The organism is Bradyrhizobium sp. USDA 10063 (genome assembly GCF_054063735.1).
In genome coordinates this window covers 4,600,001-4,616,849 of sequence record NZ_JBSSGP010000002.1, presented here as the reverse complement: position 1 = coordinate 4,616,849, position 16,849 = coordinate 4,600,001, and the positions used below count along the sequence as shown (strand labels likewise).

Genomic DNA, 16,849 nt, shown 5'->3' with positions numbered 1-16,849 from the left:
CCGCAAATGACCAAGGTGCAGTCGATCAAGAGTTCATCGATCCAAACCGAGGATCGTGCCCATGAGGCCGATCATCCGTCCTCGCCGCTGGCGAAGTTCGGCATGGATCAGCCGTTGAAGCTCGACTGCGGCATCGATCTCGCGCCGTTCCAGATCGCCTACCAGACCTATGGCGAGCTCAATGCCGAGCGCTCCAACGCCATCCTGGTCTGCCACGCTCTGACCGGCGACCAGCATGTCAACAATGTGCATCCGGTGACGGGCAAGCCCGGCTGGTGGGAGACCATGGTCGGTCCCGGCCGGCCGCTCGACACCTCCAGATATTTCATCATCTGCTCCAACGTGCTTGGCGGCTGCATGGGCTCGACCGGCCCGGCCTCGCTCAATCCTGCGACCGGCAAGGTGTGGGGCCTGGATTTTCCGATCATCACCATTCCCGACATGGTGCGCGCGCAGGCGATGCTGATCGACCGGCTCGGCATCGAGACGTTGTTCGCGGTGGTCGGCGGCTCCATGGGCGGCATGCAAGCGGTGCAATGGGCCGCGGCCTATCCGGAGCGCGTGTTCTCGACGCTCGCGATCGCCTGCTCGACGCGCCATTCGGCGCAGAACATCGCTTTTCATGAGCTCGGCCGTCAGGCCGTGATGGCCGATCCGGACTGGCGCAGCGGGCGCTATGTCGACCAGGGCACGCATCCGCATCGCGGGCTCGCGGTCGCGCGGATGGCCGCGCATATCACCTATCTCTCGGACGCGGCGCTGCACCGCAAGTTCGGGCGGCGGATGCAGGATCGCGAGCTGCCGACATTCTCCTTCGATGCCGACTTTCAGGTCGAGAGCTATCTGCGCTACCAGGGCTCGTCCTTTGTCGAGCGCTTCGACGCCAACAGCTATCTCTATCTGACGCGGGCGATGGACTATTTCGATATCGCCGCCGACCACAATGGCGTGCTGGCGCAGGCGTTCCGCGGGATCAAGACCCGGTTCTGCGTGGTGTCCTTCACCTCTGACTGGCTGTTCCCGACCTCGGAAGCGCGGGCGCTGGTGCATGCGCTCAATGCCTCCAGCGCGCGGGTCTCGTTCGCGGAGATCGAGACCGACAGGGGCCATGATGCCTTTCTGCTCGACGTGCCCGAATTCTTCGATATCTCGCGCGCCTTCCTGCACTCGGCCGGCAAGGCGCGCGGCCTCGGCGATGCGAGGCTTGCGTGATGGCGCTTCAGGAACAGACCTTGCCGCTGCCCGGCGTGGCGCCGCAGGCGAGCACGAGCCACCGCCCGGACCATCTTCTCGTCACTGAGATGGTGCAGCCGGGTTCGCGCGTGCTCGATGTCGGCTGCGGTGACGGCGATCTGCTGCAGCTCCTGGAGAGCCGCGGCATCGACGGCCGCGGCATCGAGCTGTCGCGCGAAGGCGTCAACCACTGCGTCGCCAAGGGACTCGCGGTGGTGCAGGGCGATGCCGACACCGACCTCGTCAACTATCCCGACGATGCGTTCGACTACGTGATCCTGTCGCAGACGCTGCAGGCGACGCGGCAGCCGAAGGCGGTGCTGGAGAATCTCCTGCGCATCGGTCACCGCGCCATCGTCTCGTTCCCGAATTTCGGCTTCTGGAAGATGCGATTGCAGCTCCTGATCGGCGGGCACATGCCGCGCACCGAAAACCTGCCGGCGACCTGGTACGACACCCCCAACATTCATTTCTGCACCATCAAGGATTTCGTGCAGCTCTGCGACGAGATCCACGTCAAGATGGAGCGCGCAGTCGCGCTCGACCTCTATGGCCGCCCGGTGCCGCTGAACCTGCCCTGGTGGGTCTGGAACATGTTCGGCGAGCAGGGCGTGTTCCTGCTGAGCAGGGGCGGCAAGGGGAAGTAGTCACCGTCATTGCCAACGCGCAAAGAGTAGAGCCGCCAACCGCCGTCATTGCGAGGAGCGAAGCGACGAAGCAATCCATGCCGCCGCAAGCGGTGAAATGGATTGCTTCGCTGCGCTCGCAATGACGCGTCAAGCCACAGGCTCCGCTCCACCTCTCCCGCTTGCGGGGGAGCATAGGCCGCCGGCGGCGGCCGTTCTTAAGAGACGCCGAAGCGAAGCTTCGGCTATGGCGCGAAGCGCGGCGGGTGGGGGCTCTCTCCACTTGCGAGGTCGCCCGTGGAGAGAGCCCTCACTCCAGCCCTCTCCCGCAAGCGGGAGAGGGAGCGCATCGCCCTCTCGGCTATACCGGTACTGCCACCATCGACCTGGGATCGCGCGGCAGCCACCTTCCGGCCTCCACCAGCGCGATGAAGCGCTCGACCATCTCGTTGAACAGCGCCGGCTCCTCGAGGTTGAGCACGTGCCCCGACTTCGGAAAGAACGTCAGCCCCGCCGCGGGCAAACGCTTCTTCAGGAACAGGCTGGGCTCGACGCAATTGTCGTCCTCGTCGCCGCAGATGATCAGCGCCGGCGTTCCCACGCGTCCGATCGCTTCAGCCATGGTGTAGATCGAGGGCCGTCCGCCTTGAAAGCTGCGCATGGTATTGGCCGATCCCTTGGCATCGTGCCGGGCGAGCGCGGCATAGAAGTCGGCGTGGCCGCGCGGATCCTTGACGAGGAACGGAATCCGGCCCGGCGCTTCGCGCGTCACCTTGGCGACGTCGGCCGATCCGATGCTCTCATACTGCTCGGCATTGGCCCGGCATTGCGCGCGGAAGGCGTCGAGGTTTTCGAGACTCGAGCCGGAGCCAACGCCCGCGAGCGTCATCGACAGCGCGCGTTCAGGCGCATTCAGCGCAACCTGCAGCGACGAATAGGAGCCCATCGACAGCCCGACGAAGTGCGCGCGTGCGATGTCGAGATGATCGAGCACCGCGAGCGCATCAGTGTAGAAATGCTTGTAGCTGTAGACCTCGGCCGATGGCGGGACATCGGAGGGCGTGTAGCCGCGCGCGGAATAGGCGATGCAGCGGTGGCCGCGTGAGAAATAGCGCATCTGCGGCTCCCAATTGGTGTGATCGGCCGCAAACTCGTGCAGGAAAATGATCGGCGTCCCGCTTCCTGCCTCTTCGAAGTAGAGGCGGATATTATCCTTGGCGACGGCATAGGGCATTTTAACGTTTCCTTCTTGTGAGCCTGCGCCGGCGAGGATCGCAATTAACGTCCACGGCTGCAATGCGGCGGCGTCGTTTCTGTTTTCGCCGCCAAATGTTCGCGAAATCGTCCTGCATTTTTTCGCCGCAGCGCGGTGCGAAATCTTCGTGTTGCCACATTGTGCATCACAAAACGCGCCGCGCCTGTCATCCACACGTCATCCACAGATGGGCGCGCCAGGAAAACGGGGGTGTAACAGAAGGAAAAAATGGGAAGTATGGTTCAGTTGCGTGCGTTCCGCCGGTGGCTTCGAGTTCTGGCACTGGCGTTGTGTTCGACGGCAATCGTCGTCTCTATCTCTCCCGCTTCGGCACGGCCTCATCATCACGCAGGGCGCCACGCCCGGGCCCATCATGCCGGTCATCATGCCAAGCATCACTATGCCCGCGCCCATCACCGGCACACCCGCGTCTCGCGCTGGGAGCGCGGCGTCGCACGGATGCAGGCGAAAGGTCTTGCCGACAGCAATGCAAGTCTGTCGCCGGCGCCCGAGCAGACGGTAAACGTCGGTTCGTCGAACATCGTCGCCGAAGCGCGTCGTTACCTCGGCGGCAACCCGACCAGCCGCGGCAGCTTATGGTGCGCGCGGTTCATGAACATGGTGCTGCAGCACTCCGGCTATCGCGGCACGGGCTCCGACATGGCGAGCTCGTTCGCCCGTTACGGCCAGCGTGTCTCCGGCCCCCAAGTCGGCGCCATCGCAGTGATGTCACGCGGACGCCGCGGCGGCCATGTCGGCATCATCACCGGTATCGACGCCAAGGGAAATCCGATCATGATCTCCGGCAACAACGGCAACCGTGTCCGCGAGATGCCGGTCTCGCGCGGCAAGATCTACGCCTACGTGATGCCGACGAATTAGCCGCTATACGCTCCACCGTCGTTCCGGGCTCGCGCTCCGCGATGCCCCGGAATGACAGCCTGCGTCATTGCGAGCGCAGCGAAGCAATCCATGTCTCCGCTTGCGGCGCTATGGATTGCTTCGCTGCGCTCGCAATGACGATGTGGAGGCAATGGGTGCGACATAACAACCCGACGGGCAAATCACCAAAAGTCTGTCCAGACTATCAGCGAAAAATATTCCGCTTTCGCCGTCGGGCAAATCAGCACTATGACTCCGCGCATCTCACCCAGATGAGGGGCGGCTCGCGATCGTCACGAACGTTGCGGTGAGATGCGGTGGACGCGATGCGTGCGACTGACGAGCGCATGTAACGCGGACGGCGAAGTCGTGTGGTTCTGGCGCCCCGACGCTGGCGCTAAGTTTTTTGCGCGAAGAAGTTCGCGCGAGAGATGACGGTGGCAAGAAAGCCCGGTCACCGGGAAGAGCACGAAGTAAGCCGTAAACCATCGCGCAGGGAAAGCCGGAGTTGCTTCGGTTGACCTGTGGTCCTACCCCCGTGCTTTTTGTTGCACGGGGCCCACGGGTGCAACCGGCACCCGGCTTTCCCTGCGCCCTCTGTTCAATGAGAGGGTGAACGAGACGCAAAGCTCGGACGCATCGCGCCGCGAGAACGCGAACTCATATCCCCTCGCTGTTTGAAATTTGAGTCCGCTCTTTCCCCGTCGTCCCTGCGAAAGCAGAGACCCATAACCACAGGAGCGTGTGGTTGCGCGAGCAAGCGGTTGCAGCGGAGCACACCGCAAAGGTCCGGTGGTTATGGGTCCCGGGTCAAGCCCGGGACGACAGCGTGGAGAGAGCGTACGCCGCGCCTACAACAATTCCGGCTGCTCTGCCGCGATCGCATCGCCCACTGCCACGCTGCCATCCGCCACCACCTCGGCATAGACGCCGCATTCGTTGTGGCCGAGGCGCTGCATCAGGGTGTGCGGGATGGTGAGGTCGCGCACGCCGGTGTCGGGATCGACATTGACGGCCGCGCAGCGGGTGATGCGCTTGACCACCTTGGCCCGTGCGCTGCCGATCGCGATGGTCTGGTCGAGTAGCTCGAATTCGTGCCAGGCCGGCCAGCCCTCGACATAGAGGTTGGCGCGGAAGCGCAGGGGATGCACGGCTTGCCCGACCATGTCCTCGATCGCGCGCAGGCTGTTGAGGTTGATGATCGAGACCACCTTGCGGGCGACATCGGAAAAGCTGTGGCCGGGGGCTGGTCAGGACCTTTGGCGGCCCCTTGATCTCGCCGGCATGGTGGACCGCGAAATATTGTTCGATCGCCGCGCGTCCCTCGGCGGTTTCGAGGTCGCCCTGGGCGACGATCCCGCCTTCCTTGCGCAAGGTCAGGACATGGCTCGCATCGTCGAACTGGGCGCGCAGCGGCACCAGCCACTGGTCCCGCTGCAGCATCAGGAAATGCGGTTTCGGCAACCATTTGGGCTGACCGGGATCGAAGCCGCTCGGGCCGTTCTCGATGGCGTAGCGGCGGTCCGACAGCAATGTCTGGCCGGCCTTGAGTTCGGCCCGCGGCAGCGCCTCGGGGGTCAGGCCTTTGACGGGATAGCGGTAGATACCGGTGATCTGTGCAGGGGAGGCGGAGGACATCAGGCCTTTTAGGAGATTTTCAGCGATCGGGCCACCGGGCCTTACGAAATCATTGCGGAAAGCTCTTCCGTTTCGGAACCCAATGCCCACATTTGCATCAAGCCTGAAACGAGGGCGACGACCACCGGCCGATTGACCGACGTCAACACGGCCGGGCGGAAACCCAATGAAGATGCTCTTCACAGTGCCTATCGCGTGATCCGCGAAAGTGTGCTTGCGGTTTCGCGAAAAGATCACGCGCTAATTTAAGAATTGGGCGCGATCAGACGCAAAACCGGTACCCACTTTTGCTGATCGCGCCCAGGGCTGGGAGGGCAGGCCGAGGGAAAGCAACGATGAATATTGAGAAATACACCGAGCGGGCGCGCGGTTTCATCCAGTCGGCGCAATCGCTTGCCGTGCGCGAGGGGCACCAGCAGTTCTCGCCGCTGCATCTGTTGAAAGTGCTGCTGGACGACAGCGAAGGCCTTGCCGGCGGTCTGATCGATCGCGCCGGCGGCAACTCCCGCGCCATCCTCAAGGCGACCGAGGATGCGCTTAACAAGCTGCCGAAAGTGTCCGGCAGCGGCGCAGGGCAGGTCTATCTTTCTCCCGAACTGGCGCGCGCGTTCGATGCGGCCGAAAAGGCTGCCGAGAAGGCCGGCGACAGTTTTGTCACGGTCGAGCGTCTCCTGCTGGGCTTAGCGCTCGAGAAGAACAGCGAGGCCGGCTCGATCCTGAGCAAGGGCGGGGTCACCCCGCAGAACCTGAATGCGGCGATCGAGTCGCTGCGCAAGGGCCGCACCGCCGACAGCGCCACCGCCGAAAACGCCTATGACGCGCTGAAGAAATATGCCCGCGACCTGACCCAGGCCGCCCGCGACGGCAAGCTCGATCCGGTGATCGGCCGCGACGAGGAGATCCGCCGCACGATTCAAGTGCTCTCCCGCCGCACCAAGAACAACCCCGTCCTGATCGGCGAGCCCGGCGTCGGCAAGACCGCGATCGTCGAGGGCCTGGCGCTGCGAATCGTCAATGGCGACGTGCCGGAGAGCCTGAAGGACAAGCGGCTCTTGTCGCTCGACCTCGGCGCGCTGATTGCAGGCGCGAAATACCGCGGCGAATTCGAGGAACGGCTGAAGGCCGTGCTGCAGGAGGTTACGTCAGCCGAGGGCACCTTCATCCTGTTCATCGACGAGATGCACACGCTGATCGGCGCTGGCAAGGCCGATGGCGCGATGGACGCGTCCAACCTGCTGAAGCCGGCGCTGGCCCGCGGCGAACTGCACTGCATCGGTGCGACCACGCTGGATGAGTACCAGAAGCATGTCGAGAAGGACGCCGCGCTCGCCCGCCGCTTCCAGCCGATCTTTGTCAGCGAGCCCTCGGTCGAGGACACCATCTCGATCCTGCGCGGGCTGAAGGACAAGTACGAGCAGCACCACGGCGTGCGGATCGCCGATTCCGCGCTTGTGGCGGCCGCGACCCTGTCCAACCGCTACATCACCGACCGTTTCCTGCCCGACAAGGCCATCGACCTGATGGACGAGGCGGCGGCGCGGCTGAAGATGCAGGTCGATTCCAAGCCGGAAGAGCTTGATACGCTCGACCGCGAGATCATCCGCCTCAAGATCGAGCAGGAGGCGCTGAAGAAGGAAAGCGACCTCGGCTCGAAGAGCCGGCTGCAGGCGCTGGAGAAGGAGCTCGCCGAGCTCGAGGAGAAATCGGCCGCGCTGACGGCGCGCTGGAGCGCGGAGAAGAACAAGCTCTCCAATGCCCAGAAGCTGAAGGCCGAGCTCGATGCGCTGCGCGTCGAATTGGCCAATGCCCAGCGTCGCGGCGAATTCCAGCGCGCCGGCGAGCTTGCCTATGGCAAGATTCCGGCGCTGGAGAAGCAGCTCGCCGATATCGAGGCCAGCGAGAACCAGGGCGCGACGATGGAGGAGGCGGTCACCGCCAATCACATCGCGCAGGTGGTCTCGCGCTGGACCGGCGTCCCGGTCGACCGGATGCTGGAAGGCGAGAAGGAGAAGCTCCTGAAGATGGAGGATGCTCTCGGCAAGCGCGTCGTCGGCCAGGCCGAGGCCGTGCGTGCGGTGGCAACCGCCGTGCGTCGTTCGCGCGCCCGGCCTGCAGGACCCGAACCGGCCGATGGGCTCGTTCATGTTCTTAGGCCCCACCGGCGTCGGCAAGACCGAGCTGACCAAGGCGCTGGCGGAGTACCTGTTCAACGACGAGACCGCGATGGTCCGCCTCGACATGTCCGAGTACATGGAGAAGCACTCGGTCTCGCGGCTCATCGGTGCGCCTCCGGGCTATGTCGGCTATGACGAGGGCGGCGCGCTCACTGAAGCGGTGCGGCGGCGGCCCTATCAGGTGGTGCTGTTCGACGAGATCGAGAAGGCGCATCCTGACGTCTTCAACGTGCTGTTGCAGGTGCTCGACGACGGCCGCCTGACCGACGGTCAGGGCCGCACGGTCGACTTCCGCAATACGCTGATCATCATGACCTCGAACCTCGGTTCGGAATTCCTGGTGAACCAGCCGGAAGGTGAGGACACGGGCGCGGTGCGCGAGCAGGTGATGGGGATGGTGCGGGCGCATTTCCGCCCCGAATTCCTCAACCGCGTCGACGAGATCATCCTGTTCCATCGGTTGCAGAAGAGCGAGATGGGCCGGATCGTCGAGATCCAGTTCGCGCGGCTCACGAGGCTGCTCGAGGACCGCAAGATCACGCTCACGCTGGACGCGGCGGCGCGGGACTGGCTGGCCGCCAAGGGCTGGGATCCGGCTTACGGCGCCCGTCCGCTGAAGCGGGTGATCCAGCGCAGCCTGCAGGATCCGCTGGCCGAGATGATCCTGGCCGGCGACATCAAGGACGGCGACCACGTCAAGATCTCGGCCGAGGGCAACGTCCTGACCTTCAACGGCAAGGCGCCGCAGACCGCGGAGGTCGCCCAGTTCGAGGCGCCGGTGCCGAAGCGCAAGCTGAACTAAATTTGTGGAACGGCTCGAAGCCCTCTCCGCGACCTGCGGAGAGGGCTTCGAGTTTGGGGGTTGGAAGATTTATTCCTGTGTCACCGCCGGCCCGACTTCGTCCTCGTCGCTCGGCTCGAGTTCGGAAAGGATGTCCACGAGCTCGCGGGCGCGGCCGGTCGCCAGCGGCTTGCCGGCGTTCATCAGCGGCTCGTCATTGGCGAGCCAGGCCTGGGCCTCCGCCAGCTCGTCGACGGTGGCACCCGTCGCGATGATCTTGGCGATGGTGACATCGTCGACCTGGCCGACCGCCTTGGTTACGTCTTCCCGTGTGATGCGCCTCATGCCCGGCACCCTCTACGCGAAACAAGGCCTCCGCCCGCCGTCATGGCGGGCAGTGACGAGAGTAAGACAGCCCTCGATCAGCGACCCGTGGTCAGCCGTGGCGGGTGCTGCGACATCATCCAGAGCTCGATCGCAGCCAGGATCGCTACCGCCGCGCCGATCACCACATGGACCGTCATCGCGGTGGTTCCCTGGAAGCCCAATACCCAGGGCGACACCAGGGCCCACAATCCGACGATCAGGTTCAGCCACTCCTCCCACACCGCGAACGCCGCCAGCGCCGCGATCGCAAGGACCGCGATGACGATGCCGGTGATGTAGGCGTTGGTGGAGACGGTACCGGCCTCGAAGCCGAACAGCCATGGCGACAGCAAGAGGATCGCGCCAAGGACCAGATTCGCGACGTCGCACAATTTTGCGTTCGTCCAATTCTCCATGATACCCTCCATTGGAGGTTTCGCGCATCCATGAAACCGAGCTGATGCCCTCCCGGTTCCATGGCCGCGTCAAATTGCGCGCTGGGAGCTACTTCCGGGTGATCCTGTAAACCGCGTTCTCGATGTCGGAGGAGAAGTAGATCGTCCCGGACGCACCGACCCCGACCCCCGTCGGGATGTTGCTCGGCAAGCCGCCGGGGGCCGCGGGAAGGCCGATCGGCAGGTTGGCCGCGATCTCGGTGACGGTTCCCTGCTGCGGATCGATCTGGACGATCCGGCGGGCGCCGACCTCGGCTACGATCAGCTTGCCGTCTGGGGTAAGCGCAATCCCCTCCGGTCCCTTCAGATCCTTTGCAACGACGGTCTTCTCGCCATTGGCGCCCATCTTCGACACCTGACCGGCGAAGGCCTCGGTGAGATAGACGCTGCCGCCCGGGCCGGCGGCGAGCCCCACGGGACCGGCGAGGTCGCCGATAATCGGGGTGCGGTCCTTGCCGTGCTCGCCGCTGACGCGCAGCAGCGACTTGCTGCCGAGCTCGTTGACCAGGAGGCTGCCGTCATCGAGCCTGACCGCATCATGCGGCGCCTTGAACTCGTGCAGCATCTCGACGGTCTTGCCGGTCCCGCGGTCGATCACCTGGACCGTCCCGGTGAACCAGCTCGACAGGATCACGTAGTCGCCCTTTGCCGTCGCGCTCATCGGATATTCCAGCGTCGCCCCGTCGGCATGCATCCGCGCGGGCTCCGACACTTCGCCGGTTGCGCCGTCGATGGTGCGGTAGGCGAAGACATCGGCGAGATGGATCGTATCCTTGCCGCCGTCGGAGACGACGGCAAGGCCGCCGGGCAAAGCGAGCTTGCCGATGATCACCTGCCGCATCGCGCCGGTCTCCGGATCGACCTCCTGGATGCCGTTGTCGGCCATGTTGGAGACGAAGATCCGGTCCTTGTCATCGATCGCGAGATTGTCCAGGGACGGCCTTAGCTGAGCGACCAGCTTCTTCGCCCCGCTCTTCGGGTCGACGCGCACGAGCTGGCCGAGCGCGGTGTCGACCACGAAAAGGCCGCCCTTCGAATCGAAGTTGACCGCCGCCGGCACCTTGAAGCCATCGGCGACGACCGAGAGCTCAGCCTTGTCGACGTCGACCCTGGCGACCTGGCCCTTGAACCAGAGCGGCCCGTAGAGCCGGTCATCCGGCCCGAACTCGAAGCCGTTGAGGCCGCCCATCTTCTCCATGATCTTGCGCGGCGGCTTGACGCCTTCGACGTCGATCTCATAGAGCGCGTCGCCAAGGAAGACCTGCGTCGCGTAGAGCCGGCCGTCCTTGCGGAAGGCGAGCGAGTTGATGCCGGGCAGCCCCGAGGCGAGCTTCCTGATCGGACCGTCACCCTTGCGCGCATAGAGATCGCCGGTGAGGAAGCCGGTCCAGGCCATGGTGCCGTCGGGTGCGAAGGCGATGTCGTCGGCCATGCCTTCGGGCGAGGGGATTGCGATCTTCGCAGTGCCGCTCGTGCGGTCGACCTCGTAGAGCGCAGCGCCTGCGACGCTGCCGGCGAACAGCCGTCCGCTCTTGTCGATGCCGAGACCATGCACCCCGTGAAATGCCGAGCCGGGGACGAGTTTCGTAACCTCATAGCTCTGCGCGGAAGCCCCACCACCGACGGTGCAAAGCAATGCCGCCGCAACCGCCGCACAGAGTGCAGATCCTCTCCTCATGACGTGACGCCTCCCTATGTCGTCTTGTTTCTTATCGGGAGAGTATTCGTCCGGCCCGCCGGTTTGGCAAACGAAAGCCGGCTAGCGCCGTCAGGATGCCGCCATAAAAACGGCGCTCAGCGGAGGGCCGACGGTCAGACGTTCAGGATTTGCCAAAGAGATCAGCGGTTGCTGACCGGCCGCGATCCGGTCGAGCCGGTGGCGTCGGAGACGACGCGGGAACTGCCGCGGCTGTTCATCTGGGCGTCGATCCGGTCGCGCTCCTTCTCGAAGTTTGCCAGCATCAGGCCCTCGAGCGAGCGCCCGCGCGGCAGCTTCACGCGCATCGGGTCGACGAAACGGCCGTTGACCAGGATTTCGTAGTGGACATGGGCGCCGGTCGACATGCCGGTCGACCCGATAAAGCCGATCACCTGGCCCTGGCGGACTCGCTTGCCGGCCTCCATGCCCTTGGCGAAGGCGGACATATGGCCGTAGGCGGTCTCGTAGCCGTTGTTGTGCTTGACGCGGACATACTTGCCGTAGCCGCCCTCCCAGCCGACCTTTTCGACCACGCCATTGCCCGAAGCGAAGATCGGGGTGCCGTAGGGGGCCGCCCAGTCCACGCCGGTGTGCATCTTGACGTAGCCGAGGATAGGATGGCGGCGGCCGCCGAAGCCGGAGCGCATGATCGCGTTGTTGACGGGCTTGCGCACCAGGAACTTCTTCGCGCTCTTGCCGGTCTCGTCGTAATAATCGACCACCGAATCGTCCGGCGTCTGGAACCGGTAGTATTTCTTGGTCTCGCCGCCGACCGTGAGCGCGGCGTACAGCACCTCGGTCTTTTCGCTGCTCGTCGCGCCTTCGTCCTCGCCGGCGTAGAAGACGTCGAAGCTATCGCCGGGCTGTACCTTGCGCTGGAAGTCGACGTCATAGGAATAGATGCGGACCATGTCCTCGATGACGTTCTGCGGCACCTTGTTGCGCAAGGCGGTCTCGTAGATGCTCTGATAGAGCCGCACGCCGCTGCCATCGTCCTCGTCGTCCTCGTCGCTGTTGTCAGCGGTCTCGGACACGGTGTTCATGCTCTGCACATCGACGGCGACATATTTGCCGATGTCCGAGAGGGCCGCGACCGCTTCGACCTGGGTGTCGTTGGCGACGATCACGCGATAGGGCTGCAGCCGGGCTCCCGGGGCCGGATTTGCCGGCGCCATCAGGATGCGCAGCCTCTGACCTTCCTTCAGGCCGCCATCGCGGCCTCGGGCGCCGAGCGTGGCCGCGATCGCCTTGGCCTCGTCAGCTGTCGCGCCCATCTCGCGCAGCACCGAGGTGACGGTGTCGCCTTTCTTGACGATATGCACCCGTTCGCCGGTCGGATTGCCGCCGGTGACCTGCTCCTTGGTCTTCGGCAGCAGCGTGACGTTTTCCGGCACCACGCGGGTTTCGAAGCCGGCATAGGGATCGGAAACGTTGCCTTCGGTGGCATAAGCCAGCTTGAGGTCGGGCTGCGCGCCGCCGACATCGGCGGTGGCGTTGGCCAGCGTATAGCGGACGCCGCCATTATTGCCGCGCCAGTTGGCGGCATCGCGCACCCGCATCAGGATCTCGTCGAGTGTCACCACCGAGGCGATCTTCGCCTTCGGCAGCACCTGCGCCAAGTCCTTGGTGACGAAGGAGACCTCGGCGTCGGGCTCCACGGCCTCGGGGTTGTTCGGATCGTCGGCCGCCGCGGGCTGATTGGCGCCGACATCGGTCAGCATGCGCTGGGCGTTGAACGGCGGGATCTTGGCCGACAGATCGCTCGTCGTCATCGACAGATTGCCGGAGATGCGAACGTACGGCCGTACCCGCATCACGTCGCGGTTGCCGACGCGGGTCACCGTCGATACCCGCACCACGTTGCGCGAGGCGCTTGCCTCCGACGGCGGAGGCAGGCGGTCGCTCTTGTGCAGGGTGGCGCCACGGTCATTGGCGCTGATTGCACCGCGCAGCGCGCCCTCGACCCGCTCCGGGAGTTTGGCAAAGGTCATCTCGCCGTCGAGGGACGCAAAAACGGCGCCGCCGATCAAGGCCGCGCCGCACAGGCCGGTGAGGATCGTGCCGCTGAACCACTGCACGGAAACACGGCGGCGGTCGATCACCGCAGCCTCCGAGCCATCGACCGACAGCGGCGGCTCGTGACCGAGATCGATCATCCCGGTCTCGCGTCCAAAGCCGCTCCCGCGTGACGCCCGTTGGCTCAAGCCCGTGTCCCCCCAAGTTCCATCAACATGCGACGAGACTTCCGTACTCCCTTGCGCCCGCATTCGCCCTAGCAGGGCAATCCGGCAGTACGGCGCGTCACATGCAGCAACATTCGCGAATTATCGAAGGCCAATGGCCAACCACAATCTCGAATGTCAACGATGTGTAAATCTCTCGATGTTGCTCGGCCGCGTGGAACTGGCGACGGGTTCATTAGAAATCGCCAATCCCTTGGTAGAAAAACCACCGGCAGCCCCCACTGGCACCCGATGATTCATTGCATATTTAACCTCAGAACGTCGCAGGATTGTGGCTCAAGTACGGCGTAAAGTCCCGAAAAATCGAGGACTTCTGCTCGCCAGAAAATTCTGCACCTGATGCGACGATTTGTTGACAATGGCCGTTGACAAGCCGGATTGGGCCGGCCTATAAGGCGGCCACTGAGCGCGGCGCTGCATTGGCCCGAGAGGCCAAGGCAAGCTTTCGCGCCCTTGATGCTCCTCACTTTGATGAGTGACTCAACAATCGACCTAAGTCGGTTGGGGATTTGCCGTCGGGTGAAGAGGGTCAGAACCCTCCTAAGGGTGTGAGGTCCTCGGACCTCGGGCTGTTTGACAAGTGAAGATGAAGAAAGAGAAACGTGGACGGCGGAGTCCTTGCGGGTCTCGATCTTGAAAGCCTCGGTTTTCGAACCTTGGATTTCTCCCGATCGGGACCGGACGAAAGACTTCGGCGGTACACGTTTTGAATAAGGTTACACCATGATCTCTTCATTGAGATCAGGTCGCCAGCGATGTGAATCGCTGCGCGATTTCGGTGTGGACCTCGTCAAACGTTGTGATCAGCCGGTTCAAAGTTTCAAGTCCAACTTGAGAGTTTGATCCTGGCTCAGAGCGAACGCTGGCGGCAGGCTTAACACATGCAAGTCGAGCGGGCGTAGCAATACGTCAGCGGCAGACGGGTGAGTAACGCGTGGGAACGTACCTTTTGGTTCGGAACAACACAGGGAAACTTGTGCTAATACCGGATAAGCCCTTACGGGGAAAGATTTATCGCCGAAAGATCGGCCCGCGTCTGATTAGCTAGTTGGTGAGGTAATGGCTCACCAAGGCGACGATCAGTAGCTGGTCTGAGAGGATGATCAGCCACATTGGGACTGAGACACGGCCCAAACTCCTACGGGAGGCAGCAGTGGGGAATATTGGACAATGGGCGCAAGCCTGATCCAGCCATGCCGCGTGAGTGATGAAGGCCCTAGGGTTGTAAAGCTCTTTTGTGCGGGAAGATAATGACGGTACCGCAAGAATAAGCCCCGGCTAACTTCGTGCCAGCAGCCGCGGTAATACGAAGGGGGCTAGCGTTGCTCGGAATCACTGGGCGTAAAGGGTGCGTAGGCGGGTCTTTAAGTCAGGGGTGAAATCCTGGAGCTCAACTCCAGAACTGCCTTTGATACTGAAGATCTTGAGTTCGGGAGAGGTGAGTGGAACTGCGAGTGTAGAGGTGAAATTCGTAGATATTCGCAAGAACACCAGTGGCGAAGGCGGCTCACTGGCCCGATACTGACGCTGAGGCACGAAAGCGTGGGGAGCAAACAGGATTAGATACCCTGGTAGTCCACGCCGTAAACGATGAATGCCAGCCGTTAGTGGGTTTACTCACTAGTGGCGCAGCTAACGCTTTAAGCATTCCGCCTGGGGAGTACGGTCGCAAGATTAAAACTCAAAGGAATTGACGGGGGCCCGCACAAGCGGTGGAGCATGTGGTTTAATTCGACGCAACGCGCAGAACCTTACCAGCCCTTGACATCCCGGTCGCGGACTCCAGAGACGGAGTTCTTCAGTTCGGCTGGACCGGAGACAGGTGCTGCATGGCTGTCGTCAGCTCGTGTCGTGAGATGTTGGGTTAAGTCCCGCAACGAGCGCAACCCCCGTCCTTAGTTGCTACCATTTAGTTGAGCACTCTAAGGAGACTGCCGGTGATAAGCCGCGAGGAAGGTGGGGATGACGTCAAGTCCTCATGGCCCTTACGGGCTGGGCTACACACGTGCTACAATGGCGGTGACAATGGGATGCGAAGACGCAAGTCCTAGCAAATCTCAAAAAGCCGTCTCAGTTCGGATTGGGCTCTGCAACTCGAGCCCATGAAGTTGGAATCGCTAGTAATCGTGGATCAGCACGCCACGGTGAATACGTTCCCGGGCCTTGTACACACCGCCCGTCACACCATGGGAGTTGGTTTTACCTGAAGACGGTGCGCTAACCGAAAGGGGGCAGCCGGCCACGGTAGGGTCAGCGACTGGGGTGAAGTCGTAACAAGGTAGCCGTAGGGGAACCTGCGGCTGGATCACCTCCTTTCTAAGGATGATCCTTCAGAGAGCTCACGCTCACTATCGGATCGTTTTAGAAACATCTCGGGGCCAATCGATCGCCAGATCGCTTGAGCTCCATAGGCGGGACCTCGCCGTCTTCGTTTCTCTTTCTTCGCGGACGAACATGCGCCAGGGGCTTGAGCGCTGTGCGATGCATCGGCGTGAGCCGGTTGCGCGCGAGCGGGTTCCTAATCCTTTGTTGGATGAGCGTTAGGGGCTTGTAGCTCAGTTGGTTAGAGCGCGCGCTTGATAAGCGTGAGGTCGGAAGTTCAAGTCTTCCCAGGCCCACCAGCCTTCGCGCTTCGCTGCTTCGGCTAGGCAAGCCTTTCAGGACGAAGGCTGCTGAGCCGCGGCCTTGGCGAAGGCGAGCCAAGTGCGCTTCGTCTTCTGGTTACGGGGCCATAGCTCAGCTGGGAGAGCGCGTGCTTTGCAAGCATGAGGTCGTCGGTTCGATCCCGTCTGGCTCCACCAGCCGTAGCTGGCGGATCGCCAGCTACGGCTCGGCAAGCCGGCTCATGCGAAGGCTGCCGCGTCGAAGCTCGAAGAGCGAAGACGGGCGTGGCGCCTCAACGGAACCGTAATCGTCCGCGAAACATCAATTCGCACACGCAGTCCGGATGGACGCGGTGTGCGTGTTATCTGACATCGTAAAGAGGAGATCGATCCGAGTTTGGGATCTGCGGAGCAATTCGCGGATGCTCATTCACTATCTCCGGGATCATTTCGGCGCTCGCTCATCGTGAGATGGGCGGGTTGTAAATGATCCTCGTTAGCGAAGCTTGACCGCCTCGCTATCGGTTCGATCTTACGAAGCAAGCTGGTCTTTCTAGTCAATGTCCAGCCGCGCGATAAGCATTCGTCGAGGGTGCGCGCATTGAGGTTTCGACCTCAAGGCGGTCGAGCGGTGTACATTCTGCCGAGTGTGTGGACATTGATAATGAGAGCAATCAAGTGCCTTAAGGGTGTTCGGTGGATGCCTTGGCGCTGAGAGGCGATGAAGGACGTGCTACGCTGCGATAAGCCGTGGGGAGCTGCGAAGAAGCTTTGATCCGCGGATTTCCGAATGGGGAAACCCACCTTCGATAGCCGGAACTCCAAGACCTTGTGTGTTGGGGTTCGACCAGAAATGCGAGAAATCAAACCGCTAAGGTTTTGGATTTCCGGTTA

General features: G+C 62.8%; 8 protein-coding genes, 2 tRNA genes, 2 rRNA genes and 2 pseudogenes (1 of these 14 only partly in view). 8 read left to right on the top strand and 6 right to left on the bottom strand.

What is annotated here, in order from left to right; translation table 11 throughout:
- Positions 1 to 6 precede the first annotated feature (6 nt).
- Together metX and metW are read left to right on the top strand one after the other, a co-directional pair.
- Positions 7 to 1,212, top strand: coding sequence for a homoserine O-acetyltransferase MetX (gene metX / locus ACVJGD_RS23870; RefSeq protein WP_456636603.1), 1,206 nt, complete (start codon positions 7 to 9; stop codon positions 1,210 to 1,212).
- Complete coding sequence (gene metW / locus ACVJGD_RS23865; RefSeq protein ID WP_456636602.1) at positions 1,212 to 1,880, top strand: methionine biosynthesis protein MetW; 669 nt, start codon at positions 1,212 to 1,214, stop codon at positions 1,878 to 1,880. The genes metX and metW overlap by 1 nt, the downstream gene beginning before the upstream one ends.
- 340 nt (positions 1,881 to 2,220) lie before the next feature.
- Here the strand turns inward: metW and ACVJGD_RS23860 are convergent, their stop codons facing one another.
- Positions 2,221 to 3,093, bottom strand: coding sequence for an alpha/beta fold hydrolase (locus ACVJGD_RS23860; protein ID WP_456636601.1), 873 nt, complete (start codon positions 3,091 to 3,093; stop codon positions 2,221 to 2,223).
- A 258-nt stretch (positions 3,094 to 3,351) separates the two neighbouring features.
- Here ACVJGD_RS23860 and ACVJGD_RS23855 point away from each other — a divergent pair, with 258 nt between their 5' ends.
- Positions 3,352 to 3,996 carry a TIGR02594 family protein gene (locus ACVJGD_RS23855; protein WP_456640349.1) on the top strand — a complete coding sequence of 215 codons (645 nt, stop codon included), beginning with the start codon at positions 3,352 to 3,354 and terminating at the stop codon, positions 3,994 to 3,996.
- Between the two features lie 851 nt (positions 3,997 to 4,847).
- Here ACVJGD_RS23855 and ACVJGD_RS23850 read toward each other — a convergent pair.
- Positions 4,848 to 5,634 (bottom strand): annotated as a pseudogene (locus ACVJGD_RS23850) (MOSC domain-containing protein).
- Positions 5,635 to 5,969: 335 nt separating this feature from the next.
- Between ACVJGD_RS23850 and clpB the strand changes: the two are divergent.
- Positions 5,970 to 8,610 (top strand): annotated as a pseudogene (gene clpB / locus ACVJGD_RS23845) (ATP-dependent chaperone ClpB).
- Between the two features lie 69 nt (positions 8,611 to 8,679).
- Here clpB and ACVJGD_RS23840 read toward each other — a convergent pair.
- The 4 genes from ACVJGD_RS23840 to ACVJGD_RS23825 form a co-directional block, all read right to left on the bottom strand.
- A complete protein-coding gene (locus tag ACVJGD_RS23840) occupies positions 8,680 to 8,934 on the bottom strand; it encodes a hypothetical protein (RefSeq protein WP_456636600.1) in 255 nt (84 codons plus the stop codon).
- Between the two features lie 77 nt (positions 8,935 to 9,011).
- Complete coding sequence (locus ACVJGD_RS23835; protein WP_456636599.1) at positions 9,012 to 9,371, bottom strand: SPW repeat protein; 360 nt, start codon at positions 9,369 to 9,371, stop codon at positions 9,012 to 9,014.
- An 88-nt stretch (positions 9,372 to 9,459) separates the two neighbouring features.
- Positions 9,460 to 11,088: a Vgb family protein gene (locus tag ACVJGD_RS23830; RefSeq protein WP_456636598.1), complete on the bottom strand. Its 1,629-nt coding sequence runs from the start codon at positions 11,086 to 11,088 to the stop codon at positions 9,460 to 9,462.
- Positions 11,089 to 11,249: 161 nt separating this feature from the next.
- Positions 11,250 to 13,265 (bottom strand): M23 family metallopeptidase, encoded by a 2,016-nt coding sequence (locus tag ACVJGD_RS23825; protein WP_456636597.1) that lies wholly within the window; start codon positions 13,263 to 13,265, stop codon positions 11,250 to 11,252.
- A 914-nt stretch (positions 13,266 to 14,179) separates the two neighbouring features.
- Between ACVJGD_RS23825 and ACVJGD_RS23820 the strand changes: the two genes are divergently transcribed.
- The 4 genes from ACVJGD_RS23820 to ACVJGD_RS23805 form a co-directional block, all read left to right on the top strand.
- Positions 14,180 to 15,668 (top strand): 16S ribosomal RNA (locus ACVJGD_RS23820).
- A gap of 228 nt (positions 15,669 to 15,896) precedes the next feature.
- Positions 15,897 to 15,973, top strand: a tRNA-Ile gene (locus tag ACVJGD_RS23815).
- 104 nt (positions 15,974 to 16,077) lie between these two features.
- Positions 16,078 to 16,153, top strand: a tRNA-Ala gene (locus ACVJGD_RS23810).
- 474 nt (positions 16,154 to 16,627) lie between these two features.
- Positions 16,628 to 16,849 (top strand): 23S ribosomal RNA (locus ACVJGD_RS23805) (it continues 2,619 nt past the right edge of the window).
- The 16S and 23S rRNA genes sit together here with 2 tRNA genes alongside, the layout of an rRNA operon.

What these genes read in the sequence shown, in the direction of transcription:
- ACVJGD_RS23840 (WP_456636600.1), bottom strand. Translation starts at nt 8,934, where the DNA reads ATGAGGCGCATCACACGGGAAGACGTAACCAAGGCGGTCGGCCAGGTC.
- ACVJGD_RS23860 (WP_456636601.1), bottom strand. Translation starts at nt 3,093, where the DNA reads ATGCCCTATGCCGTCGCCAAGGATAATATCCGCCTCTACTTCGAAGAG.
- ACVJGD_RS23825 (WP_456636597.1), bottom strand. Translation starts at nt 13,265, where the DNA reads ATGATCGATCTCGGTCACGAGCCGCCGCTGTCGGTCGATGGCTCGGAG.
- ACVJGD_RS23855 (WP_456640349.1), top strand. Translation starts at nt 3,352, where the DNA reads ATGGTTCAGTTGCGTGCGTTCCGCCGGTGGCTTCGAGTTCTGGCACTG.
- metW (WP_456636602.1), top strand. Translation starts at nt 1,212, where the DNA reads ATGGCGCTTCAGGAACAGACCTTGCCGCTGCCCGGCGTGGCGCCGCAG.
- metX (WP_456636603.1), top strand. Translation starts at nt 7, where the DNA reads ATGACCAAGGTGCAGTCGATCAAGAGTTCATCGATCCAAACCGAGGAT.
- ACVJGD_RS23830 (WP_456636598.1), bottom strand. Translation starts at nt 11,088, where the DNA reads ATGAGGAGAGGATCTGCACTCTGTGCGGCGGTTGCGGCGGCATTGCTT.
- ACVJGD_RS23835 (WP_456636599.1), bottom strand. Translation starts at nt 9,371, where the DNA reads ATGGAGAATTGGACGAACGCAAAATTGTGCGACGTCGCGAATCTGGTC.